Origin of the sequence: Bradyrhizobium daqingense, assembly GCF_021044685.1 — a bacterium.
GTDB lineage: Bacteria > Pseudomonadota > Alphaproteobacteria > Rhizobiales > Xanthobacteraceae > Bradyrhizobium > Bradyrhizobium daqingense.
On the sequence record NZ_CP088014.1, the window covers coordinates 6,453,927 to 6,480,805 of the forward strand.

33 protein-coding genes, 1 pseudogene and 1 riboswitch are annotated in these 26,879 nt (G+C 64.8%); of the genes and pseudogenes, 17 read left to right on the forward strand and 17 right to left on the reverse strand.

Features of this window, described 5'->3' with window-relative positions; translation table 11 throughout:
• Positions 1–27 precede the first annotated feature (27 nt).
• Positions 28–528, forward strand: coding sequence for a DUF3455 domain-containing protein (locus LPJ38_RS30900; protein WP_145628629.1), 501 nt, complete (start codon positions 28–30; stop codon positions 526–528).
• A 29-nt stretch (positions 529–557) separates the two neighbouring features.
• On the opposite strand, the gene alaS is transcribed toward LPJ38_RS30900, so the two are convergent.
• Positions 558–3,236 (reverse strand): alanine--tRNA ligase, encoded by a 2,679-nt coding sequence (alaS, locus tag LPJ38_RS30905; protein WP_145628631.1) that lies wholly within the window; start codon positions 3,234–3,236, stop codon positions 558–560.
• Between the two features lie 236 nt (positions 3,237–3,472).
• A riboswitch (glycine riboswitch) is annotated at positions 3,473–3,563 on the forward strand.
• 146 nt (positions 3,564–3,709) lie between these two features.
• Between alaS and gcvT the strand changes: the two genes are divergently transcribed.
• From gcvT to gcvP, 3 genes are read left to right on the forward strand one after another with little or no spacing between them, the layout of a single operon-like run.
• Positions 3,710–4,855, forward strand: a complete 1,146-nt coding sequence (gene gcvT / locus LPJ38_RS30910; RefSeq protein WP_145628634.1) for a glycine cleavage system aminomethyltransferase GcvT — start codon at positions 3,710–3,712, stop codon at positions 4,853–4,855.
• A 9-nt stretch (positions 4,856–4,864) separates the two neighbouring features.
• A complete protein-coding gene (gene gcvH / locus LPJ38_RS30915) occupies positions 4,865–5,233 on the forward strand; it encodes a glycine cleavage system protein GcvH (protein ID WP_145628638.1) in 369 nt (122 codons plus the stop codon).
• 17 nt (positions 5,234–5,250) lie between these two features.
• Positions 5,251–8,118, forward strand: a complete 2,868-nt coding sequence (gene gcvP / locus LPJ38_RS30920; RefSeq protein WP_145628640.1) for an aminomethyl-transferring glycine dehydrogenase — start codon at positions 5,251–5,253, stop codon at positions 8,116–8,118.
• A gap of 225 nt (positions 8,119–8,343) precedes the next feature.
• Here gcvP and LPJ38_RS30925 read toward each other — a convergent pair whose 3' ends face one another.
• From LPJ38_RS30925 to recA, 4 genes are all read right to left on the reverse strand, one after another.
• Positions 8,344–9,318: a hypothetical protein gene (locus tag LPJ38_RS30925; protein ID WP_231088454.1), complete on the reverse strand. Its 975-nt coding sequence runs from the start codon at positions 9,316–9,318 to the stop codon at positions 8,344–8,346.
• A 69-nt stretch (positions 9,319–9,387) separates the two neighbouring features.
• Complete coding sequence (locus LPJ38_RS30930) at positions 9,388–10,065, reverse strand: hypothetical protein (protein WP_231088455.1); 678 nt, start codon at positions 10,063–10,065, stop codon at positions 9,388–9,390.
• An 81-nt stretch (positions 10,066–10,146) separates the two neighbouring features.
• Entirely contained in the window at positions 10,147–10,374 is a 228-nt protein-coding gene (locus LPJ38_RS30935) for a hypothetical protein (protein ID WP_231088456.1), read from the reverse strand.
• Positions 10,375–10,473: 99 nt separating this feature from the next.
• Positions 10,474–11,562, reverse strand: coding sequence for a recombinase RecA (gene recA, locus LPJ38_RS30940; RefSeq protein WP_018316624.1), 1,089 nt, complete (start codon positions 11,560–11,562; stop codon positions 10,474–10,476).
• A 316-nt stretch (positions 11,563–11,878) separates the two neighbouring features.
• On the opposite strand from recA, the gene LPJ38_RS30945 reads away from it, so the two are divergent.
• The 3 genes from LPJ38_RS30945 (at position 11,879) to LPJ38_RS30955 (ending at position 12,820) form a co-directional block, all read left to right on the forward strand.
• A complete protein-coding gene (locus tag LPJ38_RS30945) occupies positions 11,879–12,067 on the forward strand; it encodes a hypothetical protein (RefSeq protein ID WP_145628643.1) in 189 nt (62 codons plus the stop codon).
• 240 nt (positions 12,068–12,307) lie between these two features.
• Positions 12,308–12,508 carry a hypothetical protein gene (locus LPJ38_RS30950; RefSeq protein ID WP_145628645.1) on the forward strand — a complete coding sequence of 67 codons (201 nt, stop codon included), beginning with the start codon at positions 12,308–12,310 and terminating at the stop codon, positions 12,506–12,508.
• Positions 12,509–12,652: 144 nt separating this feature from the next.
• Complete coding sequence (locus LPJ38_RS30955; RefSeq protein WP_167520236.1) at positions 12,653–12,820, forward strand: hypothetical protein; 168 nt, start codon at positions 12,653–12,655, stop codon at positions 12,818–12,820.
• Between the two features lie 783 nt (positions 12,821–13,603).
• Here LPJ38_RS30955 and LPJ38_RS30960 read toward each other — a convergent pair.
• Positions 13,604–13,861 (reverse strand): DUF2798 domain-containing protein, encoded by a 258-nt coding sequence (locus LPJ38_RS30960; RefSeq protein WP_145628649.1) that lies wholly within the window; start codon positions 13,859–13,861, stop codon positions 13,604–13,606.
• Positions 13,862–14,069: 208 nt separating this feature from the next.
• Between LPJ38_RS30960 and LPJ38_RS30965 the strand changes: the two genes are divergently transcribed.
• Positions 14,070–14,258 carry a hypothetical protein gene (locus LPJ38_RS30965; protein ID WP_145628651.1) on the forward strand — a complete coding sequence of 63 codons (189 nt, stop codon included), beginning with the start codon at positions 14,070–14,072 and terminating at the stop codon, positions 14,256–14,258.
• A gap of 137 nt (positions 14,259–14,395) precedes the next feature.
• A complete protein-coding gene (locus LPJ38_RS30970) occupies positions 14,396–14,629 on the forward strand; it encodes a DUF6894 family protein (protein ID WP_145628653.1) in 234 nt (77 codons plus the stop codon).
• A gap of 10 nt (positions 14,630–14,639) precedes the next feature.
• Here LPJ38_RS30970 and LPJ38_RS30975 read toward each other — a convergent pair whose 3' ends face one another.
• Positions 14,640–14,894, reverse strand: coding sequence for a hypothetical protein (locus LPJ38_RS30975; RefSeq protein WP_060736527.1), 255 nt, complete (start codon positions 14,892–14,894; stop codon positions 14,640–14,642).
• Between the two features lie 103 nt (positions 14,895–14,997).
• Positions 14,998–15,291, reverse strand: coding sequence for a hypothetical protein (locus tag LPJ38_RS30980; RefSeq protein WP_060737811.1), 294 nt, complete (start codon positions 15,289–15,291; stop codon positions 14,998–15,000).
• A gap of 369 nt (positions 15,292–15,660) precedes the next feature.
• Between LPJ38_RS30980 and LPJ38_RS30985 the strand changes: the two genes are divergently transcribed.
• Entirely contained in the window at positions 15,661–16,125 is a 465-nt protein-coding gene (locus LPJ38_RS30985) for a PaaI family thioesterase (protein ID WP_145628655.1), read from the forward strand.
• Positions 16,126–16,264: 139 nt separating this feature from the next.
• Here LPJ38_RS30985 and LPJ38_RS30990 read toward each other — a convergent pair whose 3' ends face one another.
• Together LPJ38_RS30990 and LPJ38_RS30995 are read right to left on the reverse strand one after the other, a co-directional pair.
• Complete coding sequence (locus tag LPJ38_RS30990; protein ID WP_167520237.1) at positions 16,265–16,558, reverse strand: HdeA family protein; 294 nt, start codon at positions 16,556–16,558, stop codon at positions 16,265–16,267.
• A 702-nt stretch (positions 16,559–17,260) separates the two neighbouring features.
• Positions 17,261–17,485, reverse strand: a complete 225-nt coding sequence (locus LPJ38_RS30995) for a hypothetical protein (RefSeq protein WP_061847401.1) — start codon at positions 17,483–17,485, stop codon at positions 17,261–17,263.
• A gap of 153 nt (positions 17,486–17,638) precedes the next feature.
• Here LPJ38_RS30995 and LPJ38_RS31000 point away from each other — a divergent pair, with 153 nt between their 5' ends.
• The gene (locus LPJ38_RS31000; RefSeq protein ID WP_145628659.1) at positions 17,639–18,043 is read left to right on the forward strand and encodes a hypothetical protein; all 405 of its coding nucleotides are present in this window, start codon (positions 17,639–17,641) and stop codon (positions 18,041–18,043) included.
• A gap of 109 nt (positions 18,044–18,152) precedes the next feature.
• Complete coding sequence (locus LPJ38_RS31005; RefSeq protein WP_145628661.1) at positions 18,153–18,485, forward strand: hypothetical protein; 333 nt, start codon at positions 18,153–18,155, stop codon at positions 18,483–18,485.
• A gap of 55 nt (positions 18,486–18,540) precedes the next feature.
• On the opposite strand, the gene LPJ38_RS31010 is transcribed toward LPJ38_RS31005, so the two are convergent.
• Both LPJ38_RS31010 and LPJ38_RS31015 read right to left on the reverse strand, forming a co-directional pair.
• A complete protein-coding gene (locus LPJ38_RS31010) occupies positions 18,541–19,005 on the reverse strand; it encodes a DUF6691 family protein (RefSeq protein ID WP_145628663.1) in 465 nt (154 codons plus the stop codon).
• A gap of 22 nt (positions 19,006–19,027) precedes the next feature.
• Positions 19,028–19,399, reverse strand: a complete 372-nt coding sequence (locus LPJ38_RS31015) for a YeeE/YedE family protein (protein WP_145628665.1) — start codon at positions 19,397–19,399, stop codon at positions 19,028–19,030.
• A gap of 178 nt (positions 19,400–19,577) precedes the next feature.
• On the opposite strand from LPJ38_RS31015, the gene LPJ38_RS31020 reads away from it, so the two are divergent.
• Entirely contained in the window at positions 19,578–20,747 is a 1,170-nt protein-coding gene (locus LPJ38_RS31020) for a GNAT family N-acetyltransferase (RefSeq protein ID WP_145628666.1), read from the forward strand.
• A gap of 6 nt (positions 20,748–20,753) precedes the next feature.
• Here the strand turns inward: LPJ38_RS31020 and LPJ38_RS31025 are convergent, their stop codons facing one another.
• Positions 20,754–21,419 (reverse strand): DsbA family oxidoreductase, encoded by a 666-nt coding sequence (locus tag LPJ38_RS31025; RefSeq protein ID WP_145628668.1) that lies wholly within the window; start codon positions 21,417–21,419, stop codon positions 20,754–20,756.
• Positions 21,420–21,583: 164 nt separating this feature from the next.
• On the opposite strand from LPJ38_RS31025, the gene LPJ38_RS31030 reads away from it, so the two are divergent.
• Entirely contained in the window at positions 21,584–22,384 is an 801-nt protein-coding gene (locus tag LPJ38_RS31030; protein ID WP_145628670.1) for a thioesterase family protein, read from the forward strand.
• Here the strand turns inward: LPJ38_RS31030 and LPJ38_RS31035 are convergent.
• Together LPJ38_RS31035 and LPJ38_RS31040 are read right to left on the reverse strand one after the other, a co-directional pair.
• Complete coding sequence (locus tag LPJ38_RS31035; protein ID WP_145628672.1) at positions 22,372–23,196, reverse strand: helix-turn-helix domain-containing protein; 825 nt, start codon at positions 23,194–23,196, stop codon at positions 22,372–22,374. The two genes, LPJ38_RS31030 and LPJ38_RS31035, sit on opposite strands and share 13 nt — an antisense overlap.
• A 53-nt stretch (positions 23,197–23,249) precedes the next feature.
• The gene (locus tag LPJ38_RS31040) at positions 23,250–24,071 is read right to left on the reverse strand and encodes a helix-turn-helix domain-containing protein (protein ID WP_145628674.1); all 822 of its coding nucleotides are present in this window, start codon (positions 24,069–24,071) and stop codon (positions 23,250–23,252) included.
• A gap of 101 nt (positions 24,072–24,172) precedes the next feature.
• Here LPJ38_RS31040 and LPJ38_RS31045 point away from each other — a divergent pair, with 101 nt between their 5' ends.
• Positions 24,173–24,403 (forward strand): hypothetical protein, encoded by a 231-nt coding sequence (locus LPJ38_RS31045; RefSeq protein ID WP_145628676.1) that lies wholly within the window; start codon positions 24,173–24,175, stop codon positions 24,401–24,403.
• A 34-nt stretch (positions 24,404–24,437) separates the two neighbouring features.
• On the forward strand, positions 24,438–24,836 hold the full coding sequence (locus tag LPJ38_RS31050) for a hypothetical protein (protein WP_145628678.1): 399 nt from the start codon (positions 24,438–24,440) through the stop codon (positions 24,834–24,836).
• Positions 24,837–24,909: 73 nt separating this feature from the next.
• Here the strand turns inward: LPJ38_RS31050 and LPJ38_RS31055 are convergent, their stop codons facing one another.
• Entirely contained in the window at positions 24,910–25,485 is a 576-nt protein-coding gene (locus tag LPJ38_RS31055; RefSeq protein WP_145628680.1) for an SET domain-containing protein, read from the reverse strand.
• 163 nt (positions 25,486–25,648) lie between these two features.
• On the opposite strand from LPJ38_RS31055, the pseudogene LPJ38_RS31060 reads away from it, so the two are divergent.
• Positions 25,649–26,253, forward strand: a pseudogene (locus LPJ38_RS31060) (hypothetical protein).
• Here LPJ38_RS31060 and LPJ38_RS31065 read toward each other — a convergent pair.
• Positions 26,250–26,864 carry a DUF6321 domain-containing protein gene (locus LPJ38_RS31065; RefSeq protein WP_145628682.1) on the reverse strand — a complete coding sequence of 205 codons (615 nt, stop codon included), beginning with the start codon at positions 26,862–26,864 and terminating at the stop codon, positions 26,250–26,252. The pseudogene LPJ38_RS31060 and the gene LPJ38_RS31065 overlap by 4 nt on opposite strands.
• Positions 26,865–26,879: the final 15 nt, after the last annotated feature.

A 26,879-nucleotide genomic window follows, 5' to 3' on the forward strand; every position in this document is an offset into this window, starting at 1 on the left:
GACGAGATCGCTGCCCGAGGACCGTGCATGCCATCATTCAAGAGCTTTGCATTCGCGGCCTTCGCTCTGACCGGCGCCCCCGCACTCGCTGCCGAGCCGCTTCCCGAGGCCATTGCCGCACCGGGCGAAACCGTCGTGCTGACTGTCCACGCCGAAGGCGCGCAGGTCTACGAGTGCAAGGCCGCCGCTGACGGCAAGCGCGCCTGGATTTTCCGCGAGCCGATCGCGACGCTTCTTTCCGACGGCAAGACCATCGGCCGCCACTATGCCGGCCCGAACTGGGAGCACGCCGACGGCAGCGCGGTGGCCGGCAAGGCGGTCGGCAATGCGCCGGGCGCAACGGCCGCCGACATTCCCTGGCTGAAGCTGGACGTCACCGCGCACCGCGGCAGCGGCGTGCTCACATCAGTCAACACGGTCCAGCGCATCAACACCCAGGGCGGCAAGCTCGATGGCGCCTGCGACAAGGCCGGCGAGTTCAGGAGCGCGCCCTACTCCGCCGACTATGTCTTCCTGAAGAAGGGCTAAGCGCTCAGCCCTTCGGGTGACATCGAGCCTTAAGCGCCGGCCATCGCTTTTTCGATCGCTGCCAGCGCCTCGGACGCCTTGGCGCCCTCGGGGCCGCCGGCCTGGGCCATGTCTGGCCGGCCGCCGCCGCCCTTGCCGCCCAGCGCTTCGGAGGCGATGCGCACCAGATTCACGGCGTTGAAGCGCGCGGTGAGATCAGGCGTGACGCCGACCACGACACCGGCCTTGCCGTCTTCGGTGACGCCGACGATGGCGACGACGCCGGAGCCGATCTGCTTCTTGCCGTCGTCGGCGAGGCTCTTGAGATCCTTCATCTCGATGCCCTCGACCGCGCGCGCCATCAGCTTGACGTCGCCGACCTCGCGCACGCCTGCGGCCGCGCCGTTGCTCGCGGATGCGCCGCCGCCCATCGCCAGCTTCTTGCGGGCGTCGGAGAGCTCACGCTCGAGCTTCTTGCGCTCCTCCATCAGCGCGGCGATGCGCGCCGGCACGTCGTCGAGCGAGGTGCGCAGCTCGTTGGCCGCGGTCTTCGCCAGCGCGATGGTGTCGTTGGCATGCTTGCGCGCATAATTGCCGGTCAGCGCCTCGATGCGGCGCACGCCCGAGGCGACCGCGCTCTCGCTGGTCAGCGTGATCAGGCCGATGTCGCCGGTGCGCCGCACATGGGTGCCGCCGCAGAGCTCGACCGACCAGCCGAGCGCGTTGGCACCGCGCTCGCGCGCGGTCCGGCCCATCGAGACGACGCGGACCTCGTCGCCATATTTCTCGCCGAACAGGGCGCGCGCCCCGGCCTCGCGGGCCTCGTCGACGCCCATGACGCGGGTCGTGACCTCGTCGTTCTCCAGCACCACGTCGTTGGCGATGTCCTCGATGCGGGACAGCTCGTCCGCGCTGATCGGCTTGGGATGCACGAAGTCGAAGCGCAGACGGTCCGGCGCGACCATCGAGCCGCGCTGGGCGATGTGGTCGCCGAGCACCTGGCGCAGCGCCTCGTGGATGAGGTGCGTCGCCGAGTGGTGCGCGCGGATCGAGGACCGCCGGCCGTGATCGACCTCGAGCTGCAGCGCGGTGCCGAGCTTGACCTCACCGCTCTCGACCGTGCCGATATGCACGAAGAGATCGCCGAGCTTCTTCTGCGTGTCGGTGATGCGGATCTTGATGCCGCCCTCGCCCGAGAGCACGCCGGTATCGCCGACCTGGCCGCCCGATTCCGCATAGAACGGCGTCTGGTTCAGCACGATCGAGCCCGTGTCGCCGGCCTTGAGGCTGGCGACTTCCTGGCCGTCCTTGACCAGCGCCGCAACCACGCCCTCGGCGCTCTCGGTCTCGTAGCCCAAAAATTCGGTCGCCCCCAGCTTCTCGCGCAGCGGGAACCAAATCGCCTCGGACGCAGCTTCACCCGAGCCCTTCCAGGATTCGCGCGCCTTCACCTTCTGGCGCTCCATCGCGTCGGTGAACGCGGCCTGGTCGACGCCGATGCCGCGCGACTTCAGCGCGTCCTGCGTCAGATCCAGCGGGAAGCCGTAGGTGTCGTAGAGCGTGAAGGCGACGTCGCCGTCGAACATGTCGCCCCTCTTCAGGCCAGCGCTCTTCTCATCCAGGATCGCCAGGCCGCGCGAAAGAGTCTTGCGGAAGCGGGTCTCTTCCAGCCGCAGCGTTTCCTCGATCAGCTTCTCCGCGCGCATCAGCTCGGGATAGGCCTGGCCCATCTCGCGCACCAGCGCCCAGACCAACCGATGCATCAGCGGCTCCTTGGCGCCGAGCAGCTGCGCATGGCGCATCGCGCGGCGCATGATCCGGCGCAGCACATAGCCGCGGCCCTCGTTCGAGGGCAGCACGCCGTCGGAGACGAGGAAGGCCGAGGAGCGCAGATGGTCGGCGATGACGCGGAACGAGGCCACGGTCTGCTCGTTCGGCCCGGTGCCGAGCGCCGACGCGGCGGCATCGATCAGGTTCTTGAACAGGTCGGTCTCGAACACGCTCTCGACGCCCTGGAGGATGCAGGCCATGCGCTCCAGGCCCATGCCGGTGTCGATCGAGGGACGCGGCAGCGGCTGGCGCTCCTCCTTCGTCACCTGCTCGAACTGCATGAACACGAGATTCCAGAATTCGAGGAAGCGGTCGCCGTCCTCCTCGGGCGAACCGGGAGGTCCGCCCCAGATGTGCTCGCCGCGGTCGATGAAGATCTCCGAGCACGGCCCGCACGGGCCGGTGTCGCCCATCGCCCAGAAATTGTCCGCGGTCGGGATGCGGATGATGCGGTCGTCGGAGAAGCCGGCGATCTTCTTCCACAGGCCCGCCGCCTCGTCGTCGGTGTGGTAGACGGTGACGAGCAGCTTGTCCTTCTTCAGCCCGAACTCGCTGGTGATCAGCTTCCAGGCGAGCTCGATCGCGCGCTCCTTGAAGTAATCGCCGAACGAGAAATTGCCGAGCATCTCAAAGAAGGTGAGATGGCGCGCGGTGTAGCCGACATTGTCGAGGTCGTTGTGCTTGCCGCCGGCGCGCACGCATTTCTGCGACGTGGTGGCGCGCTGATAGGGCCGCTTCTCGACGCCGGTAAAGACATTCTTGAACTGCACCATGCCGGCATTGGTGAACATCAACGTCGGATCGTTGCGCGGCACCAATGGCGAGGACGCCACGATCTCGTGGCCGTTCTCGGCAAAGAAGTTCAGAAAGGTCGACCTGATCTCGTTGACGCCGCTCATGTTCTTCCAATCGGGTGTGCTTGGACCCACTATTGTCGCCATAAAAACCGGACGTTAAGGCTGATATCTGCGGGCCAAAGCGCTTTTAGACAAGGCCAGCTTCGCTGTCCAGAAACTGTGCAGAGAGATCAGAGGGTTGCTGCAGCCGCGCAATCCCCGTTGCAAACCCGGTTGAAAGGCCAAGCGGTCGCGTTGACAGGCTTGGCTACCCTGTGGTCTGTACCCATCTGTATCGTACGGCCACGTCGGGAGAGTCCGGCTTTAGGCAGCCGGCGCCGAAGGAGCAACCGCCCCGGAAACTCTCAGGCAAAAGGACCGCGTGGCTTTGACAGCATCTGGAAAGAGGCGCCGACGGGCTTAAGGTCCGGATTGCGCCCGCCGACGGGATAATACTCTCAGGCACAGCGACAGATGGGGCTTCGATGGGTTGTCTCGGGGAATCCTCCCCGGGGAACCGCCGAGGGCCCCCGTAGATGCTTGCAGCCGACCAAAACTCCCTGAAACGTACGCCCCTTCACGGGCTTCATGTCGCTCTGGGCGGCAAGATGGTGCCGTTCGCGGGCTATGACATGCCCGTGCAATACCCCGCGGGCGTGCTGAAAGAGCACCTCCATACCCGCACTTCCGCCGGCCTGTTCGACGTCTCCCACATGGGCCAGCTCGCGCTTCGGGCCAAGTCGGGCAAGGTCGAGGACGCCGCCCGCGCGATGGAGCGGCTGGTGCCGCAGGATATCGTGGCGATCGCGCCGGGGCGCCAGCGCTACGCTCAGTTCACCAATGAAGATGGCGGCATCCTCGATGATCTCATGGTCGCCAATTTCGGCGATCACCTGTTCCTGGTCGTCAACGCCGCCTGCAAGGAGGCGGACGAGGCGCATCTGCGCGCGCATCTGTCCGGCGATTGCGTCATCGAACAGCTCGCGGACCGCGCGCTGATCGCACTCCAGGGCCCAAAGGCAGAATCGGCACTGGCGAAACTCTGTGCAGCGGCGCCCGCCATGAAGTTCATGGACGCGGGCCCGCACGAGGTTGCCGGCATCAAATGCTTCGTCTCGCGCTCCGGCTACACCGGCGAAGACGGTTTCGAGATCTCCGTTCCCGCTGCGGATTCCGAGCGTCTTGCCAAAATGCTACTTGAAAACCCCGATGTGCTGCCGATCGGCCTGGGCGCCCGCGACAGCCTCCGGCTGGAAGCCGGGCTCTGCCTCTACGGCCACGACATTGACACCGCGACGACCCCGGTCGAGGCCGCGTTGGAATGGTCGGTGCAGAAGAGCCGCCGCAGCGGCGGCGCGCGCGCCGGCGGCTTCCCCGGTGCGGACAAGATCCTCGCCCATTTCGATCAGGGCGCGAGCCGCCGCCGCGTCGGTCTGCTTGCCCAAGGCCGCGCGCCGGTGCGCGAGGGCGCGCCGCTGTTTGCGAGTGACGCCGGCGGCGAGGCGATCGGACAGGTTACATCGGGCGGCTTCGGTCCGAGCCTGAACGCGCCGGTGGCGATGGGCTATGTGCCTGTGAGCCTGAGCGCGCTCGGCACGAAGCTCTTCGCCGAAGTGCGCGGCCAGCGGCTGCCGCTCGCCGTCGCCGCCATGCCTTTCGTGAAAAACACCTACAAACGCTGAGGATCGATGATGACCACGACGCTGTATACTTCCGACCATGAATGGCTCGCCATCGACGGCGACGTCGCCACCGTCGGTATCACCGACTACGCGCAGCAGCAGCTTGGCGACGTCGTCTTCATCGAGTTGCCGAAGGTCGGCCGCTCGCTGAAGAAGGCGGAAGCCGCAGCGGTGGTCGAATCCGTCAAGGCCGCCTCCGACGTCTACGCCCCTGTGACCGGTGAAGTGCTCGAGACCAACGCCGAGCTCGCCGCCGAACCGGCGCTGGTGAACTCCGACGCACAAGGCAAGGCCTGGTTCTTCAAGATCAAGATGGCCGACAAGAGCGAGCTCGGCGGCCTCATGGATGAAGCCGCCTACAAGACCCACACGGCTTGAAGACGATGGAGCAAGCGATGACCGCGCACCGCAAGACCAATGGCGACACCGCCGCCAATTTTGCTCGTCGCCACATCGGCCCGTCGGCGCGCGATGTCACCGCCATGCTCGAGACCGTCAGCGCCAAAAGCGTCGATGCGCTGATGGCGGAGACGCTGCCGGCTTCGATCCGGCAGGCCGCCCCGCTCGATCTCGGCAAGCCGCTCAGCGAGACCGAGGCGATCGCGCACATGACCGAGCTCGGGCGTCAGAACCAGGTCTTCACCTCGCTGATCGGCCAAGGCTATTCCGGCACCATCCTTCCCGCGGTGATCCAGCGCAACATTTTGGAGAACCCGGCCTGGTACACGGCTTACACGCCCTACCAGCCCGAGATCAGCCAGGGCCGGCTGGAAGCGCTGCTCAACTTCCAGACCATGATCTGCGACCTCACCGGGCTCGACGTCGCCAACGCCTCGCTGCTGGACGAGGCCACCGCCGCGGCCGAAGCCATGGCGCTGGCCGAGCGGCATTCGAAGGTCGAAGCAAAGGCCTTCTTCGTCGACAAGGACGTGCATCCGCAGACGCTGGCTGTGATGCGCACCCGCGCCGAGCCGTTGGGCTGGGAGCTGATCGTCGGCGATCCCCTCACCGATCTCGACAACGCCGACGTGCTCGGCGCACTGCTGCAATATCCGGGTTCTTCCGGCGCGGTCCGCGACCTCAGGCCTGCGATCGCGGTGCTGAAGGCCAAGGGCGCGCTCGCGATCGTTGCCGCCGACCTGCTTGCATTGACGCTGCTCGCTTCGCCCGGCGAGCTCGGTGCCGACATCGCGATCGGCTCGGCGCAGCGCTTTGGCGTGCCGATGGGTTATGGCGGACCGCACGCGGCCTATATGTCGGTGCGCGATGCGCTGAAGCGCTCCCTCCCCGGCCGCATCGTCGGCCTCTCCGTGGATTCCCGCGGCGCCCCCGCCTATCGCCTGGCGCTGCAGACGCGCGAGCAGCACATCCGCCGCGAGAAGGCGACCTCCAACATCTGCACCGCGCAGGTGCTGCTCGCCGTGATCGCCTCGATGTATGCGGTCTATCACGGCCCCGAAGGCCTGACGCAGATCGCGCGCAACGTGTACCGCCGCACCGCCGTGCTCGCGACCGGCCTGCGCAAGCTCGGCTTCACGCTGCAGTCGGACAGCTTCTTCGACACGCTCAGCGTCGATGCCGGCACCCAGCGCGCCGAGATCATCGCGCGCGCCCTGGCGGAGAAGATCAATCTCGGCGTCAGCGACACGGCGCTTCGCATCGCGCTCGACGAGACCACGACGCCGGCGACGCTGGAAGCGGTCTGGCGCGCCTTCGGCGGCACGCTCGCTTATGCCGAGATCGATGCGGAGACGCGCGAGGCGCTGCCCGACGGGTTGAAGCGCGCGACCTCCTTCCTCACCCATCCCGTGTTCCACGCGCATCGCTCGGAGACCGAGATGCTGCGCTACATGCGCAAGCTCAGCGACCGCGACCTCGCGCTGGACCGCGCGATGATTCCGCTCGGCTCCTGCACCATGAAGCTGAATGCGACCACGGAGATGATGCCGTTGACCTGGCCGGAATTCGGTTCGCTGCACCCGTTCGTGCCGCGCGAGCAGGCCGCCGGCTATCACGCGCTGTTCGCGCGCCTGGAGAAGTGGCTGTGCGACATCACCGGCTATGACGCGATCTCGCTGCAGCCGAATTCCGGCGCGCAAGGCGAATATGCCGGGCTGCTGGCCATCCGCGGCTATCACGCCGCGCGCGGCGAGAGCCACCGCAAGATCTGCCTGATCCCTTCCTCCGCCCACGGCACCAACCCGGCTTCGGCTGCGATGGTGGGCATGCACGTGGTGGTGGTCGCCTGCGAGAAGAACGGCGACGTCGACGTCAATGATCTCCGCGCCAAGGCGGAGAAGCATTCGAATGATCTCGCCGCGGTCATGATCACCTATCCCTCGACCCATGGCGTGTTCGAGGAGCACATCCGCGAGATCTGCGACATCGTGCACGGCCATGGCGGCCAGGTGTATCTCGACGGCGCCAACCTCAACGCGCAGGTCGGCCTGTCGCGCCCCGGCGATTACGGCGCCGACGTCAGCCATCTCAACCTGCACAAGACCTTCTGCATCCCGCATGGCGGCGGCGGCCCCGGCATGGGCCCGATCGGCGTCAAGGCGCATCTCGCGCCGTTCCTGCCGGGCCATCCGACGACGCAAGCGGATGCTCCGGTCGGCCCGGTGTCGGCGGCGCCGTTCGGCTCGGCCTCGATCCTGACCATCTCCTACGTCTACATTCTGATGATGGGCGGCGAAGGCTTGAAGCGTGCGACCGAGATCGCGATCCTCAACGCCAACTACATCGCGGCGCGCCTCGATCCGCACTTCCCGGTGCTCTACAAGAACGCCAAAGGCCGCGTCGCTCATGAGTGCATCGTCGATCCCAGGCCGCTGAAGACGACATCAGGCGTCACGGTGGACGACATCGCCAAGCGACTGATCGATTACGGCTTCCACGCGCCGACCATGAGCTTCCCGGTGCCGGGCACGCTGATGATCGAGCCGACCGAATCGGAATCCAAGGCCGAGCTCGACCGTTTCTGCGATGCCATGATCGCGATCCGGAAGGAAATCGCCGAGGTCGAGGCCGGCCGCTTCAAGATCGAGGCCTCGCCTTTGCGCCACGCCCCGCACACCGTGCACGACATCGCCGACGACGACTGGAATCGCGCCTACACCCGCAGCGAAGGCTGCTTCCCCGCGGGCACCTCGCGCACCGACAAATATTGGAGCCCGGTGGGGCGCGTCGACAACGTCTACGGCGACCGTAATCTCGTGTGCTCCTGCCCGCCGGTGAGCGATTACGCAGAAGCCGCGGAGTAGGACGCGACGGAGGTCTCGTGGGGTGGGCAAAGCGCAAGCGTGCCCACCGCCTGTCTCGATCAGGAAAGATCGCGGCACGGCGCTTTTGCGTCTTTGCCCAGCCTACGGCACCGAATGCGTCTCTAGAGCGTTTTCGAGCGAAGTGGACACCGGTTCGCGTGAAGAAAACGCGTCAAAACAAGAATCTAGAGCTTCGGTTCTGATTCAATCAGAACCGAATATGCTCTAGGGCGCAACCAACGACCGGCTTTCACGGTCCCACCGCCACAGCCGTTCGTTCGTGAGTTCGGTCCCGCCCCACCCACGCTCGATCCGGTTGTGGCGCCACATGTCGTCTTCGCCGGCGAGAAGTGAACGCCCGAGTTCAGTTAGCGTGACCTTCCACTCGCTCCTGCCGAAGTAGCGATCCTCATTGTTGAACGCCGGATCGCCTAACAAGATCGGCGGCGCCGAATATGCCCCCAGTTCGAGCAAGGCTTCGCGCGCGTCGTCTTCGTCGAACACATCGCGCATCCGATACGCCTCGGTGACACGCCTTGGGTCGGTATGCCCATCGTTCACAAAGTCCAGAATATCCATTTCGCTGGCACCTAGGCCCGTCACGTTGTCCGGAAGCTCTTCGAGCAACGCGATGAGCGCCGGCCGAAGTCTCGGCAGGATCGTCAGATCCGTCATCAGAAGATCGAAACATGGCTGTGGCGTTTCAGCCCGATAGGCTTGCCAGGCGCGGCGTGCCAAGACCAAATGATTTTCGGTCACCTTGAAGGCCGGCAGCTTCCATTTTGCGACAGATTCGGGAGAGTAGTACGCAACATGGTCATCCGTGTGCACCAGACTGAGCTTCGTCGTAATCTCCTTGTAGGGGCGAAGCAAGTCCAGCAGCCAGACCAGCACAAGCTGATCGTTTGGTCGAGGATCGACCCATATTTCGATTGAGTCGAACTTCGAACATAGCTCGAAGAAACCGATATCACGCGTTCCGAACCCCTCGAGCGAGCCACGACAAGCGTCATCGAGCCAATGATCGCCGGAATTGCCATGCTTTGCCGATCGGCGCTCCAATCCCATCAGAAGCTGTTCCTCGGAAGGCAATTTCCTCCGCACGAAGCGTGGATAGAACCCAAGCACGACATTCGCTTGGCGCGACTGGCGAAGTACGTCTTCGTCAAGATGGTTCGTGGCTAAGATCAAACGGGACACGGTCGCCTCTCAAAATTGATACGCAATACAGGAAGGCTGAGAGCATGCGTACGCCTCACTTAGGCGCGATCAACGCGCGGCTCTCGGCGTCCCATCGCCAAAGCCGTTCGCTGGTGAGAAGCGTGCCACCCCAACAGCGGCGAATCGTATTATGGCGCCGGAAGTCCTCTTCTCCCGCCAGCGCCGCCGTCCCGAAATCGGTGAGCGACAAGCGGGACCGCTTGTATTGCGCGAAACGGCGAGCTGCATGTCGAGCGTGAATGGCCCCTCCTCCAGCCCGGCTACGGCCGGTACTGGACATCGCGCGAGCCCATCGAGCAGGGTTCCGACTTCCCAATAATCGTACACGCGCCGCTCGTTGCGCTTCTCTCGACCGGGGAAGACGTCAAAGGGCTGCACATTCCCTGGTGAGATCAACTCGAGCATTCGCGTCTCAGTCGCTGCAAGACCGGTAGTCCTGCTCGGAAGCTCATCGAGCAGGCCGACGGCACACCGTTCAAGCTGCGGAAGCAAACTCAAATCCGATTTGAGAAGGTCGAACCAAGCCTGCGGCGTGGACGCACGATAGGCCCCCCACGCGCGAGCGGCCAGTTCGACGTGTTCTTGCGTGGGCTTAACGATCGGCGGGTTCAGCTCGGCAAATCGCTCCGGCTCGACACCACCAACGGCCATGTCCAGCTGGCGTATCACGATTTTGGAGACTGCTGCTCTCTCGCTGCCGCAATGGTCGAGCAGCCAGAGCAGCATCAGCTGCGCATTTGGCTTGGGGGTCGATCCACAGTTCAGCTAAGTCACATTCCGACAGCAGCTCGATCAGTCCGCGGTCTTTCAATCTCGACTCTTCGAGACGCCATGACGGCGTGTCGTCCAGCCAATGAAGGCCTCGAGGCTGCATCGTACGCGGCGCAAGAATGCCTCCAGCTCCTCCTCGGACGGCAACGGCCCCCAAACAAGCCGATGCTCGATGGCGATGACGAGATCGGCGAGCCCAGCGCGTTGCAAGGCGCCGGCAGCGGACGAATCTGTTGTCAGAATCAGGCGCTTCACCGGAATCATCCGCCTCGCTCAGCGATCAAAACGAAACGGGCACCGACGACGTCGGCAACTCAACGTCCTCAGCGCCCGCTCCTCGCGAAAAACTCTACTGTTGAAGCCTTACTCGTCCGCGGGCTCCTCGCCGTCGGCGTCGCTCTCGGGCGTGCCGGCCAGGATCTGCTCGGAGATCAGGCCGGAGTTCTGGCGGATCGAGGTCTCGATCTTGGCGGTGATGTCGGGGTTGGCCTTCAGGAACGCTTTCGAATTCTCGCGGCCCTGGCCGAGGCGCTGGCTGTCATAGGAGAACCAGGCGCCGGACTTCTCGACGATGCCCGCCTTGACGCCGAGATCGAGGATCTCACCCATCTTGGAGACGCCCTCGCCGTACATGATGTCGAACTCGACCTGCTTGAAGGGCGGCGCCAGCTTGTTCTTGACCACCTTCACGCGCGTGGTGTTGCCGACGACTTCGTCGCGCTCCTTGATCGCGCCGATGCGGCGGATGTCGAGGCGGACGGAAGCGTAGAACTTCAGCGCGTTGCCGCCGGTCGTGGTCTCGGGCGAGCCGTACATCACACCGATCTTCATGCGGATCTGGTTGATGAAGATCACCATGGTGTTGGACTTGTTGATGGACGCGGTCAGCTTGCGCAGCGCCTGGCTCATCAAGCGCGCCTGAAGACCCGGAAGTGCGTCGCCCATCTCGCCTTCGAGCTCGGCCTTCGGCACCAGGGCCGCAACCGAATCGACCACCAGCACATCCACCGCACCCGAGCGCACCAGCGTGTCGCAGATCTCCAGCGCCTGCTCGCCGGTGTCCGGCTGCGAGATCAGGAGCTCGTCGATGTTGACGCCGAGCTTGCGGGCATAGACCGGATCGAGCGCGTGCTCGGCGTCGATGAAGGCGCAGATGCCGCCCTTCTTCTGCGCTTCCGCAACCGTATGCAGCGCCAGCGTCGTCTTGCCCGATGATTCCGGCCCGTAGATCTCGACGATTCGCCCCTTGGGCAGGCCGCCGATGCCGAGCGCGATATCGAGACCGAGCGAACCCGAGGACACCGCCTCGATATCCATGGAGCGGTCGTTCTTGCCGAGCTTCATCACCGAGCCCTTGCCGAACTGGCGCTCGATCTGAGAGAGCGCGGCAGCCAGGGCTTTACTCTTGTCCATGGAAGATCCTTCGACGATACGCAGGGCAGTGGCGGACATTGGTCGTGCTCCTTATGGCGAGGATTCGGGTGCGGGACAAACGATTGGGGCGGCGGGTCGTCGATAAAATCAATGTACCCCATTTGTTCTAGGTTCGCAATATGTTCTTTGCGATCTGTACTGCCGTCGTTGATCCCGGGGTGCCCTAAGTTGAACCTGCGAGGCCCTGATTTCAGCTATGGCTGCCGGAATGACCGTCGGGGAGGCTCACCGGACGACTTGTTCGTGTCCGCTTCAGCACTTCCTCAAATGACTAATTGTATGCTACGTACTGTAGCGTTACCTATCGTCTCATTTAAACAGCGAGGAGAGATGAATGAGGTCAATCGTCACGATCGTTCTTGCACTGTCCCTGCTCTCCGGCTCGCCATCGGTGCAGGCGCAGTCGGCGAACACGCCGACATCGGCCGCGCCGAAAGCCGGTGTCAAAATCACCAAGAAGTCTCAGCTGCACGATGGCTGCCACAGCAGGTACGCCCAGATGCTGGGCAAGCCCTGCCACTGATATCGTTGGCTCGATCTTCAGAGGCCGCCGTGGTTGGCGGCTTCGATTTGAAGAACCGTCGGTGTCTGACCTCGAGCGCCCAACAATCGTCGATCTCCCTTGCACCCCCTGCGTGCACAACTGAACAGACCCGGATCCGTTTACGGATCCTAATGCGACATCACCGCACGAATCCTGGCGACGACCGGTGACGAGAACGCCAATCGCGCTCCCGCCTTCTCCGATGGAAATGAGCGCGTCATGTTCAGGCGACGGCGATTCAAGAATCAGCTGACCCTCCAGGATCGGCTGGCCGCATGGGTGAAGCAGGTCGAGGAGCAGGCCTTAAGGCTGCCGCCTGGCCCCGAGCGAGACGCCCTGCTCAAGAAGGCGCGCCGGGCCGACGTTGCCAATCATCTGCATGATTGGGTCAAATTTCCAAGACTGCAGCCGCCGAAATAGCGGCCCGCCTCGTCCACGAAGCTGACCCGCATCAAAGACGTGCGGCCTGCGCGCCGTCATAAATCCTTAATCCGAGCGCACTGAACCTTTTCGCGGCCTGCGGCCTTCTGTCGGGATGGGACCGCAACTCTGGGGATCTCAGCCATGACTGAAAACACGCAGCCCAGCGCCATCAGGCGCAACCCCCTGCTCGAGGCCGCACAGGAGGAAATGCTCAAGTTCGAGCGCAGGGAAAACGAGTTCCGCAAGAAGGACCGCGACGAGCGTGCCGCCGAGCTCCGTCTGCCCCTGGACGAGATCAAGGTCCACTAAGCCGGCCGGCGGGCGTCGGACCCGTCTGAGGCTAAGCCAGCGATGGCTGGCCGCGGTAAAGTCGAAGGTCAGCAGCGAGGCGCAAGGCGTCGACCTCTCGGGAACCGGCACGGCCCCGACCCCGGTTCGCGCGCAATTAAGGTATCTAAATACCTCAGTCAACCAATTGATTTCACGACCGAATTCCCCGGCGCTCTACTGTGCATGGGGTTGTTTTCGTCGATTTTTGGCGATAGCGGCGCGCGAGGGCGCCCACCGGGCCCGCTTATAGCAGGGCCAGCAGCACAAGGCCGATGACCAGCACGACGAAGCCAGCCGCCGTCGCGGCGGCGAATGACCGCTCTACGTTGTCCATGATGCCACCCCATTGCCGCCGCGCCACGTTTCCCCCATGGCGCGCCGGACCGATCCGGAATCTTGCCGACCGATGTGTCGCCAGTCGTGCGGCCGGATGTCGAAATTGGGACCGGCGCGGGGCCAGTCTGAGGCCTCGCGATCCCAGCCATTCGTTGCACCCGTCAAGCGCCTGTAAGCCGGATCGCCTAGTGTCGAAGTGCCCGGTGGACCAACACCGGGCCTCCATACCCAACCGAGGACCCCGCTCTCCCCGAGCGGGGTTTTCTGTTTGCGGGCATGGCGGGCACACGCGATGAATTCGATCTGCCGAACTGTCAGGCTGACGTAAGCGCAGGCGGCTATGGTCGCCTTGCTAGGTGTTGCAGCCCAGCACCTCAGCCTCCAATAACTTTCTCCCCCGCTTGGCTCTCCCCAAGCGGGGTTTTTTCATGCCTGCCGGCGGGTTCGCAGCTCGCCATCCTCGCGTGTCAACCGCAGCGCGATGGCGCGGATGGCAGGCGCGGCGAGCAGCACGATCGGCAGCATCGCAGCCCATGCGATCAGCCACGACGCCATCCAGTGCCCGAGGAAGACCATCGCGCTGGCGGCGGGAAAGCTGGCGATGCCCGCCGCGATCAGCGAGGTCAGCCCGGACTGGATGACGCCGAAGACGACATGGGAGTAGCGGCGGGGAATGCCGAGCATGAGAGGTCCATGGTTGCCTCACAGACGAAGCAAGGCACATGCCGAAGGTACTCCGTGGTTCTCCGACCATGAACAGAGTTCCAGCCCCCTTCCCGGCGTGCGATTTCCGTGAACGGCGAGGGGTTTGCCGACATATTTCGCTTGTCCGGGGAATATCATGACGCCCATCATGTTGTGGGTCAGGGAAGGTGAATCGTGGGAGATGACCATGAATCACAGGGGCATCGAGTTCACCGTCGCCAAGACGGCCATACCCGGCATCTGGCAGTGGCAGTTCCGCATAGGCGACCAGATCAAGACCGGCCGGACCGAGACCAAGATCGAGCTGCTCGCGATCCGGCGGGCGCAACTGCGCATCGATCGGGAGCTGAAGGCCATCGAGCGCAAAACGGCCTGAGCGCGATCAGCGGGTGGCGGCGCGACCCCGGAAGGTGAAGCCCGTAGCCGCCCGGAATTGATCTGACCGGGATTTGGGATTGCACTGCGCGCCCGTGGCCTTGGAGGGCGGGCCATCACGCGCGATCGGTGCCAGCCATGCCGCTCTATTTTTTTCGAATCCGGAATGGCCGTTATTCCGGCTGCGCGGATCAGGCGTCGGAATTTGCCGATCGCGATTCGGCCTGGAAGGAGATGACCAATGTCTGCGCCGACATGGCCGCCGGCATTGCGCGCAAGCTCCAGGAAAATTCCGAATGGCACATGGAGCTTCTGGACGAGACCAAGGAGCCGGTGTTCCGGATTCGCATCGTCTCGGAAACCCTAGACTAGGAGTGCGACCCTAATCGGCGCTGGGCAGCCGGCGCATGGTGAACTCGATGTCGCCGCCGGGCAGTTCGCGCCAAGTCTCGACCGCGCTCATGTAACCCGCCTTGGGATAGCGGGCGAAGAAGGCCTCCGCCCTCGCCCGCGCCGCCGCGCGCGGCAGCGTGAAGGTCTCGCGCAGATAGCCGTCGCCGGTCGCATGGCCCGCCTTGCCGCCTGCTTTGCGCCGGCGCGCCATGCGCTCGGCGAGATCCCGCGGGCGATCGGCCATGTCACGCCTCCTTGACGCAATACGCTTTCGCGGAATGTAGGAGGCCGGCAGGGCAAAGGGGAGTCCCGATCGGAGGTCTCAACCGCCTCCGATCGGCGCGGGATCAATTGGCGGCCGTGCCGGATTTCTTCTTCGGTGCGCTGGTCGCCGCCGAGGCCTTCGGCGCCGCCGACTGCTTCGGCGGATCGGAGCGCATGCCGCCCCAGGGATCGTTGGACGTCTTGGTATCCGGAATCTTCTTCAGCGTTTCCTTGTAGGCCTTGTCACGTTCGGCTTCGGCGGCCTTCTCCTCGGGGGTCTTGCTCGGCGCATCCTGCAGCAAATTGAGCTGGGGCATTTGCGCATAGGCAGGTCCCGCCAGCACGGCCAGCACCGCGGCCAAACGGAAAAACTTCATCATCCACTCCTTGATCATCCATGATGCGCGGATCGCCCGCGCCTTGTCGTCCTTGTTGCGGCGAAGCGCAACCCCAGGGTCACATGGCCGTTACAACCGGTCCGATCTGCAAGATTTCGGCGCATGCAGCCAGTCGTCCCAGATCGGCCCACATCTGGTGCACCCGTTCAGCACCAGGCCGAGCGCAGCCAGACAAAAGACCAGGACACATCGACGCAACATCATCCACCCGTACCCAAGCGCGGCATCATATCGGGCGAAGTCGGGCATTTTCAAGCCGACCGGGCCGGCGCCGGACCGGGTGACTTTGCCGCGTCGATGCGCAGAATGCAGCGGAAACATCCGGCAACAATGGAGGGAACGACGGTAATGCCAATGCAGCCAGACGCCGAGTTCGGCATCACGGAGGCCGGACGCATCCTCGGCGAGGTCTTTGCGCCCTGGGTTCAGGATCTCGACCTTTCGGTCGAGCGCATCGAGACCGCACCACCCGCGGACGCGCCGGACTGGCAGCCGGGCGCACTCCTGCGCATGCCATTTTCGGAGCGGCTGTGCCGCAACGGCGGCATCGTCTGCGGCCAGGCACTGATGGCGCTCGCCGACACCGCGATGGTGATTGCGATCTTCGCGGCCAATCGCGGCTATCGTCCGATGACCACGGTCGACCAGACCACCCATTTCATGCGCGCGGCCACGTCCTCGGACGTGCTTGCGGACGCCCGCGTGGTGCGGCTCGGGCGCACCATGAGCTTCGGCCGCGTCACGCTGCTGTCGGCCTCCGACAACAAGCCGGTCGCGATGGTGTCGAGCGCGTTCGCGATGCTGCCGGGCTGAGCTTCTTCCCGAAGGAAGAGAGCCGCGGCAGCGCAAGGCGCACCGCGGCTCTCCATCACGTTTTTGTCGAACACATTTGCATCGAAGCGAGAGACCGAAGCGCGATTGCAGCCGCGCTTCAGGCGGTACGCTCTAAGAACTACTTGCCGAGAATTTCGTCGGCCGCGGTGACCACACTGACGGTCGGGTTCTTTCCGCAATAGGCACCGAACTTCTTGGCATTCTCAATGAACACCTCGGTGTCGATGATCGCGTTGTCCTCGTCGCCCTTGTACCAGCCGTCCATCCAGGTCAGCACGACCGCGATGTTGTCTTCCCCACTCTCGAGGAATTGCTTGCAGCTCATGGTCGAGAGGTCCCACTTGGCGGCGTGGGCGGGCATCGACGACAGCGAAAGCGCCGCGGCGAACAGAAGCGAAAGCGTGGTCTTCATCGGAATCTCCATCGGCGCGTAACGCCATAAAGGAAAGGGCTTGCAGGAAAAAGTCTGCGGGAAGTGACTCGCCGCTTCGACGTCGTGAGCGAAGTCTGAAGCGGTGTGCAAGTAAGCCAGTATTGAGTTTAGTTCAACGTAATTTCTATGCGCCGTTTCACAATCGTCATGATGGATTGACGGGAATGATCGAACAGCGTGCGACACGACCGGCGCGTAGGTCTCGCTTTCGTGCAATGACGCACGCGATGTGAACACACGTTCGCATCACATCCACAACACGATTATGATCGCGTGGTACGACGGCGGCGACACCAACGCAGGCTTGCTATCACGAGCACGACGATCGCGAGCATGATCATGGATCAGACCGCGAGAATCGTCCGCCAGGACGATCGATGGCGCGCGACCACAATGTCGGCGCAGCGCCAGCCGAAACCCAGACTCTGTCGCCGATCGATTGCCGTCGCGGAGTGGCCGCGGCGCTGCATCGCGCGCGATCACCTCGTTGAACGGCGAGCAGAAGATCAGGCTGTCCTCGACGAACTGCGGCGTCGGCTGGAATTGGTTCGCGGCATTAGCTCGGGCGAGCGTACCGCGAGATCGCCAGGTCGGAATTCGAAGGCCCGAACCAGACTGCCAACACCGTCAAGTGTGGTCCTCGCAGTGGCGAGGAGCGGGAGCCATCGGAATCGCCTCGTTCTATTTCGTCTTCTTGGCGGGCTCGCTCGGGCGCGCCCCGCCCCACGGATCATACTTGTCCTTGGGCTCGGGAATGCGCTCGAGTGCGGCCTTGTAGGCCTTCTCGTCGACCTTGGGCTTGTTGTCCCCCTGCTTGGTCCCTTCATTGGGCTGGCGCCGACCCTGCGCCTCGGCCGCTCCGGTCGCCAACGCCAGCAATGCGGCGGCTATGACCAAAACCCTCATTGATGCAATCCCCCTCGCCTAGGGTACAAACTAGCCTGCAATCCCGTAATAGCAAATGCTACGGGTTCCAAGACTTCAGCAAAACTTGATCGGGCCCGACTTCGCCGGATCGCATTCGTGCCTATGTGTTGGCCCGCAGGGGACCTTCACGGAATGTTGCGGCTCATTGCTCATGCGGCACTGTTCGCCGGCGCGCTCGTGCTCGGTGGATGCGGCTTTGCCGATAGCCGGGCGCCGGTGCCCGAGTTCATGCGCATGAAGGAAGCCGAGCAGCCGCCGCCCGAGCCGGCCCCTGACGTCAAGCGCGTGGTGCGTGAGCAGATCGACGTCGTCTTCCTCAGTACATCGTATCCGCGCGAGGTCCACGTTGCGCCGCCTCATCGCGAGGTGCGCGGCCCGGGCTGGACGGCTTGCGTCCGCGCGCAGCTCACCTCGGCAACCGGATCATCGCTCGGCGCCCAGACCTACGTCGTGACGATCATGGGCGGAAAGGTCGTCGATCGCCGACGCGCGGAAGCCGACGACATCTGCGGGACCGAGACTTACGAGCCGATCTAGGAACAAACCGCCTCGCGCGCCGCCGGGTTCCGGGAAAAACCAGCACCGCAGCCGGGAACGATCACCGCCTCCCCTTCTTGTTACCGCCGAGGGCAGTTTCGAGGAGGACATGATGAAGACATTCACGATTGCGCTGTTGGCAGGCGTCGGTGCGTTGGCCGCGGCAACTGGTGCCAAGGCGGCCGACGTCTATACGACCGGCGAATACATGAATCCCGATCTCATCCAGGAAGTGCGGATGGTCTGCGACGAGGACGGAAATTGCTACCGCAGCCGCAGCCGCTCGCGCGTGATCGTGCGGGATTCCTATGCGACCATGCCGAGCGATCGCTATTACGAGCGCCGCACCTATCATCGCCATTATGACGACGGCCCGCGCGCCGGCGTCGGCATCCGCGCACCCGGCGTCAGCGTCGGGGTCGGCGTTAACGACCGCTGGTAATCGATGACGTCACGATGGGCAGGACTGGGCGAGACACTCGCCCGGTCCCTTCCGATCAGGTTTCAAGTGAATCGGCCGACGCGACGACGCGCGCCGATGGCAAGTGCGCGATGAACCGGGCCAGCACCATGCCCACAAACATCGCCGCTGCGAAGATCACGGCAGACACCGATCCGAAGCCGAGCGCGGTCAGGGCCGGCCCCGGACAGAAGCCTGCCAATCCCCAGCCGATGCCGAAGATCGCGGGGCCTGCGATGATCCTCACATCGATGTCGCCTCGTGTGGGAAGATAAAACCGCTCAGCGAAGACCGGACGCGCGCGCTTCAGGACACGGTTGAAGCCGATGAAGGTCACTGCGACGGCACCGGCCATCACGAAGGCAAGGCTCGCATCCCAAGTCCCCGCCGGAATGCCGCCGAGGTCGAGGAAGTTCAGAACCTTGGCCGGGTTCGACATGCCGGACACGATGAGGCCGAGACCAAAGATCAGGCCGATCGCGAATTGAACGAGAACGGCCATCGCCGTCAGCTCCAGTGCCGCATCACGCGACCAGTGAGCGCGCCGAGAGGCGGGACAGCCCGCAGACGCCATGGCCGGAAGTACAGCCACTGCCCCACACCGAACCGAAACCGGTGAGCAATCCCGCGACGATCAAAACGGTCGGCCCGGCCGCGATCGTCTGCGCCGGAAGTCGTCCGGTGACGAGCAGGATCAGCACGGGCGCCGCGACGAGACCGGCGACGAAGGCGAGCCGGCCGGCAAACTCGCCGTCTTCGTAAGGCGGAAACAGCCGCGCCGCGATGCCACTGACGCCGGCGATACGTCCGTTCGCCCACATCAGCAGAACGGCGGACACCCCGATCAGCGCGCCCCCCAGGAGCGATGCCATAGGCGTGAAAGGCGTCGCGATCATCGTGATTCTCCAGGTCCGGAATAATCCCTGTGCATCCATCGGTACGACCGGCGATCGGGCGCAACGGATGCTCAACGAGACGTTAATACTACCATTCGAATTGACGCGGCGTCCCAACGGTATTTTCCAATCTTTACGCTAAGCATGGCCGATCAACACGGGCTTGGGACGACGGGACGTGGTCGACATCGCGCAGCAGGCAGCAGTCAGTCCGGCATCCGCAGGGGACGCCGCAACGGCACGCGCGCGCGTTCCACTCACCTCGATCGAGGCCGGTCAATGGCGTGCGCTCGCGCAACGCGCGATCGAGCCGAACGGCTATTACCTGCCCGGCTGGGCGCTCGCCGTCAGCGCGACCGCGCGCGGGCGCACCGATGCCTCGGCGCTGACCGCATTCGACGCAGCTTCGACCCGCCTGATCGGGCTGATGCCGGTGACCTCGCTCTGGCGCGCCTGGAAGATCCCGCTGCCCGCGCTGGTCAGCGCGCATCCCTATGGCACGCTGTGCAGCCCGCTGATCGACCGGGACGCATCCATCGCGGGCGCCGCGCAGCTGTTGCGGCAGGGGCGCGCGACCGGCGCCCATGCGCTGGTGCTGAACGACATCGCGCTCGACGGCGCAGCGATGACCGCGCTCAATCACGTTCTCAATCGCGACGGCCTGAAACCGCGCGTGCTCAGCTCCTACATCCGCGCCAGCCTCGATGCGACGCAGGACGGCGATGCACTGCTACGCGAAGCCCTCGGCGCCCGGAAGCTCAAGGAGCTGCGCCGCCAGCGCCATCGGCTCGAAGAGAACGGCCCCGTCACGTTCGAGGTCGCGCGAGGGCGCGACGAGATCGCACCGGCACTCGAAACGTTCTTGCAGCTCGAGGCCAGCGGCTGGAAGGGCAAGCGCGGCACCGCGCTGATCCAGCATGCAGGTGACGCGACCTTCATCCGCCGTGCCGTCGCGGCGCTGGCGGACACCGCGCAAGTCGAGATCATCACGCTTCGCGCCGGCACGACAGCGGTCGCCGCCGGCATCGTGCTGCGTCACCAGGATCGCGCCTTTTTCTTCAAGCTCGGCATCGACGAGCGCTTTGCAAAATATTCGCCGGGCGTGCAGCTCACGCTCGACCTCACCCGCCATCTCTGCGCCGATCCCGCCATTGCCAGCGCGGATTCGACCGCGGGTGCGGACCATCCCATGATCAACCCGATCTGGCGCGGACGTTTTGCGATCGGCGACGTGCTGGTCCCGCTGCGCCGGCACGATCCGGTGGTCATGCTGATCCACGGGGCGCTGGTGGCGCACGACGCCGCCTACGCGGCGGCGCGCCGCGCCGTTCGCCTACTTCGCAAATAGGCCAGCTTACTGCGCCGCCTCGGCGTTGATCTCCGCCGAGACCTGGCGGATGGCGCGGGCGAGCAGGTTCGGATCCTGCGCGCCGGAGACGGCGTATTTCTGCGCGAAGACGTAGGTCGGCACGCCGGAGATGCCCTTCTCGGCGGCCTCCTGCGCATCGGCCGACACGCGCGCGACATCCTCGTCGGTGGCGAGGCGCTTGCGCACATCTTCGGCGTCGAGACCGATATCGGCAGCCGCCTGCACCAGCACATTCACGTCGGTGAGGTCGCCGCCGTCGCGGAAATAGAGCTCCATCAGACGCTGCTTCATCTCGGGAGCCTTGCCGATCGCCTCGGCCCAGAGGATCAGGCGATGGCAATCGGTGGTGTTGGGCTGACGCGCCACCAGCTCGGGCTTATAGATCAGCCCCTCCTCGACCGCGGCCGCAACGACGCGCCCGGCAATGGCCTTGTAGGCCTCGACCGAGCCGAACTTCTGCGTGAGATAGGCCTCGCGGCTGATGCCTTCGCGGGGCACCCAGGGATTGAGGAAGAAGGGCCGGAAATTGAGCTTGACCGGAACGTCGGGCACCAGCGCCAGCGCGCTCTCGATGCGGTGCTTGCCGATATAACACCAGGGGCACACCACGTCGGAGACGACGTCGATCTGGAGCGGTTTCAGCGTGCTCATGGCGGCGCCTCCTTCGGGCATTGGGTCCGTCGGAAGATAAGCCGAACCGGAGGCTGCGCAAGCCGCCCGCCCCGCATGGCTCACGACTTCACCTCTGCGGTTATTGTGAGGGGCCCGCCCTGCTCTGATACTCGCGGCCACGATCGAGCCAGCGGGAGACTGCCATGACAGCCATTTTCAGGCCAGAAGGCCATCATTTCCGGGCGACGGAGCATGCCGGCGGCCCGTGGTCACCCGACATGTTGCAGGGAAGTGCCACCACCGCGCTGATGGCGCGCGAGGTCGAGCGGCTCGCGACCCAATCGGGCTTTGCGGTGCGGCGCCTGACCTTCGACCTGTGGCGACCGGCGGGGCTGCGCGCCTTCACGACCGCGACGGAATGGCTGCGCGACGGCCGCAAGGCCAAGACCGTGCAGGTGCGGCTGATGGACGGCGAGACCGAGATCGGCCGCTGCACGGCGCTGCTGACGGCGCAGGCCGGCGAGTCGCCGCCGGATCCGTTCGCCGCGCCGACGACGTCGGAGAAGGCGCCGGAAGCAGGCAGCCCGCCGCCGGCCTTCGCGCAGAAATGGAGCTGCTATTTCCAGAACGTGTCGGTGCGGCTGATCGAGGGCGCGCTGGAGAAGCCGGGTCCCGCAGCCGCCTGGATGCGGCTCGACGCGGCCTTGGTCGAAGGCGAGCCGAATACGCCGATGCTCCAGGCCGTGCAAGCCGCGGACTTTTCCAGCGGCGTCGCTCAGGTCGTCGACATGCGCAGTTGGACCTTCATCAATCCCGAGATCAGCCTCTATTTCTTCCGTCCACCGGAGGGCGACTGGATCCTGATCCGTGCCGCGACCCGCGTCGGCGCCAATGGCGCGGGCCTCACCACGGCAACGCTCAGCGACCGCAAGGGTCCGTTCGCCGAGGTGATGCAGGCCATGACCTTCGAGCGGCGTGAGGCCGTGCAGGCTCAGGCGTCCTGAGCGGCAAGCCCGATCAGCGTGGCTTCGGACGCCGCGTCCGCCGGCATGAACATCTCGACGCGGAGCTCCTGCAGCGTCACGTCCTGCGGCGTGCCGAGCGTCAGAACCGCACCGATCAGACCGATGCCGACCTCGCCGCTACGCAGCCGCACCTCGCAAAGCGGCCCCGGCACGGCGCTATCCTCGAGCTGAGGCTCAGGCAGGTCCGGCAAGCGCATCAAGTCGCGCCAGGTCGATTGCAGGGCGTCATCGAGCGGCGCAGCCATGGCTTCATGGCGCGCCCGCGATAACAGTGCCGCCGCAACGCTCGGCCAGTTCTCAACGAACGGCTTGAGCTCGTTCGGCGCGAGGAACATGCGCATGTGATTGAGCGGGCGCTGCATGCGCTCGGGGCCGAGCAGCATGGTCATCAGGCGCGAGGCGGCGCGATTGGCCTGCTTCACGTTCCAGCGCCGGTCGGTCACGATGGCGGGGAACGGCTCGTGCCGTCGCAGCAAGAGATCGATGGCGCGCCGCGCATCGGCGAGCTCCGGCGCGGCGAGATCGCGCTCGCCATATTGCCGCGCGAAGCCGCCGGCCTCGAGCAGCGCGTTGCGGTCGCGCAGCGACAGATCGAGCGCTGAGGCGAGCTGAAGCAGGATGTCCCGGCTGGCCGCCGCCTTGGCCGTCTCGACGTGGCTGAGATGCTTGACCGAGATGCCGGCCTCGAACGCCAGCTCCGCCTGGCTCAATGCACGGCGCATGCGCCAGGCGCGCAAGAGATCACCGGCCGGATTGGCCGGCCGCAGGGGCCGGGAGGGGCGTGTATCCATCCGCCGATTATGCGAGCAGCGCTGCGTGGTGTAAACGCCGCCAGGACGGGCAGCTAGGAAAGGCTCGCGGCCATCTGCTTCAGCCGTTCCGCGGTGCGCTCGTCCGCCGGGAAGAAGGTCTCCAGCGCCAGCTCTGACAGGGTGATGTCGACGGGCGTGCCGAACACCATGGTGGTGGAGAAGAAGCTGAGGATTTCTCCACCGTGGCGCAGCTTGAAGGGGATCGCGACATTGTCGCTCGACAGCGGCGCCGAGCGCGCCGGCATGGGATAGCTCTTCAGATCGTTATAGAGCTTGATCAATTCAGGATCGGCCGTCGCCTCGCATTGCCGGTGCAGCCGCTCCAGCAGATGCCCGCACCATTCCGCGAGGTTGACCGTGCGCGGGGCCAGCGCCTCGGGATGGAAGGCGAGCCGCAGCACGTTGACGGGCTGGCCGAGCAGATGCTGCGGGATGCCGTCGAGCAGCGGCGCCACCATGCGGTTGGCGGACACCAGGTTCCAGTGCCGGTCCACCGCCAGCGCTGGATTGGGCTCATGCGCTTTCAGGACGAGGTCGATCGCCTGGCGGACTGATTTCAAGGCGGGATCCTCCAGCGGACGCTGCTGGAACGCCGGCGCGTAACCGGCGGCGACCAGCAGCACGTTGCGTTCGCGCAAGGGCACGTCGAGACGTTCGGCGAGTCTCAGCACCATGTCGCGCGAGGGCGCCGCGCGGCCGGTCTCGACGAAACTCAGATGCCGTGCCGAGATCTCCGCTTCGCCGGCGAGATCGAGCTGGCTCATGCGGCGGCGCTGCCGCCATTCGCGCAAATGGTCGCCGATATGGACCGGCTGGCTGCGTTCGGTGCGTGCGGTGGATGCATGTGCGTTCATGACCAAAAACCTAGCATGCGGATTTCGGTGCTTCCATTACCAGTCAGGTAATCGAATCGGGACGCGGGCGGACGCATCTTCGGTCGCAACAGGAGATGACCATGATCGCACTGCTGCTCTACCGGACCATCGCAGACCACGTCCTGCCCTGGGCCATGGCCTTCGCAACCCGGATGCTGGCGCGGAGCCTCAACATGCCCGAACCGCTCGTGCATTCGACCGGCGACTATGTCGTCGCGCAGGTCATCGCATTCGAGCACGGCGTCGGCAAGAGCCTCTGCCCGTTCCGCCTTGCCCGCATCGTCCGCGCTTGGTGGCGCGGCGTGCGCTGACGTCCCTTCCCCACCTCAACCAAGGAGAACCACGATGATCGAAGCCTCCACTTTCCTGCGCCGTGCACTCTTCGCCGATGCCGTCTTCAGCGGCGTCGCCGCCCTCGGTTTCACCTTCGGCACGGGCGCGTTTGCCACGCTGTTCAGCCTGCCCGAGGCGCTGCTGCGCGAAGCCGGCCTGTTCCTGATCGCCTACACCGCGCTGGTGGGGTGGCTCGCTGCGCGCGCGTCCGTTCCCAGGGCCCTTGTGCTGCTGGTCGTGATCGGCAATGCCGCCTGGACGGTCGGCAGTATCGCGCTGCTGCTTTCGGGGGCCGTGTCGCCGAACCTCGCCGGCATGCTGATGGTCGTGGCGCAGGCGATCGCGACCGGCGTGTTCGCCGAGCTGCAATATGTGGGATTGCGGAAGAGCGGGAGCTCGGTTGCGGCGTAGTTCAAGCGGCTCACCACGCGCAGTCGTCGCCCGGCTCAGCCGGGCGATTGACTATTCCAGGGAAAGCCTGAGCTCAGACTCGCGCGCGGCCGTTCGCCTTGGCGAAGGCATGACCATTGAGCTTCTTCTTTTTGGCGGCCTTGGTCTTGGGGCTCGTGGTGCCCGCCTTCTTGGCCTTGCGCTCATCGCGTGCCTTCACCTTGGCGCGTTCGGCCCGCGCCTCGGCGCGCAGCTTCTTGCGCTTCTTCTCGCAGGAGTCGCACTTGCAGCCGATCGGCTTCAGATAGGCTTTGAAATAGTCGGTGCCGTAGTCGTAGTTGATCTCGTCGCCCGGCTCGATGTTCCTGATTGCGCGGATGAAGACCTTGCGCTCGCGCGGACGGACATCGGATTCCGCGTTGGGACGGCAGGAATGGTTGATGTACCGGGCGAGGTTCTTGCGCACCGAACCGTCGATAGTCCATCGCCCGTTGAGCTCGAACAGATATTTGTTCTCGATCTCGTCATGCGCCGGAATCCTGGAGTCCAGGATCGGTCCGAAATAGCGGATGATCCGGGTCCCCTTCTTGATCGGCTTGGTGGCGAAGAGGCCGAGTCCAGTCTTGGAGCGGCCGACGCGATAGGGTTTGTTTGAAGATGTGGCTGGCATGATCAGAGGGAACGAGGACGCGAACGAGGCCGGAACGGCTTAAAGCGAAGCCGCTCTTCTAGAACGATTCCGCGCCGCTGTCAGGTGTCTGGCGGCGCGGATTGAACCTTGCCCACAATCAAGGCGTCTGACGTTACGAAGTTCCAGCTGTCGAAGCGTCATCATGATCCGCATTGCCGCTCCATCCCTCACCGCGCTGCTGATATGCGCCGGCCTCGGCTGCGCCAACGCCCAATCCGTGGGCAGCACCTACACATCGACGGCGCCGAAGGATTGCCGCCAGATCGGCAAGCCCAGCGACCTCGACGGCAGCACCACGCGGGTGTGTCCGGGCAAGATTGGTCTCGTCGTGCTGATGCCGAGGACGATCTACGCGAAATCGTCTCGATCGGCCGCACGCGGAAGCAAGCGGCCAAGGAACCGGCCGCCAACGTCTGGTTCGCGCCGTTCAATTCATCGGAGACCACCGTCGAATGGCGCGCTGCCGGCGCAAAGCCGTTTGCGATCATCCAGCGCTGGCACATCGCCGACAGCGGCGATCCCGACAAGCAGGGGCGTCCGCGCACCATGTCCATGCTCGTTGTGACCCGGCTGCCGCCGGGGCCGGTCTGCCACGTCGCTTATGTCGATGCCATCGCCAATCCGACCGCCAATGAGCTCGCCCGCAAGGCTGCCGACGATTTCGCCCGCGGCTTCACCTGCGGCAAGGATCAGGTGAAGGTCATCGGCGCGCCCGGCCGCGCCGTCGAGCTGGCGACGGCGCGCTAGCCTCTGGCCTTGGTGCGGCGATAGCGTGCCAGGAGGCGCTCGCCCTTTGCTGCAGTACGCCGTGCCGCGGCCACCGTCCTCGGAACTGGCTCGCCCCAGGCATGCGCCGAAAGCGCGTGCCGGGTCGGCTGCCCCTTGGCATCGACGAGCGGCGGCAGCTTCGCGCGGCCATAGAAGCGCACGGCCCAGCTGCCCTTGCGACGCATCTCCTGCGGCGTCATCTCCGAGGCTTTCTTGGTGACGCCGGGCCGCAGGTGAGCGCCCTGCTTGCGTGCGAAAGCCTTGCGACCTGCTGCGGTCAGGCCGCCGCGTGGATCCTTTTCCTTGGCTGAAGTCCGACGCCTGGCCTTTGCAGCTTTCTTCGCAGTTCGCTTTCGCGACTTCTTCGCTGATGTCTTTTTCGCAGACTTCTTTGCTTTCGATGATTTCGACTTCGATTTCTTCTTCGCTGCCATGCGCATGTTGTCCACGAGGTTGGGATAGCGGCGACCGGCACGGCGGGCACGCTTCTTCGCGGCCGACTTCTGCGCGGGACTTAGTTGCTTGGACGCCTTGCCCGCACGCTTGCGCGGGTTCTGACGTTTCCAGGGAGCGCGGGATGCTTTTGCCATGCGGCGTCAACGCCG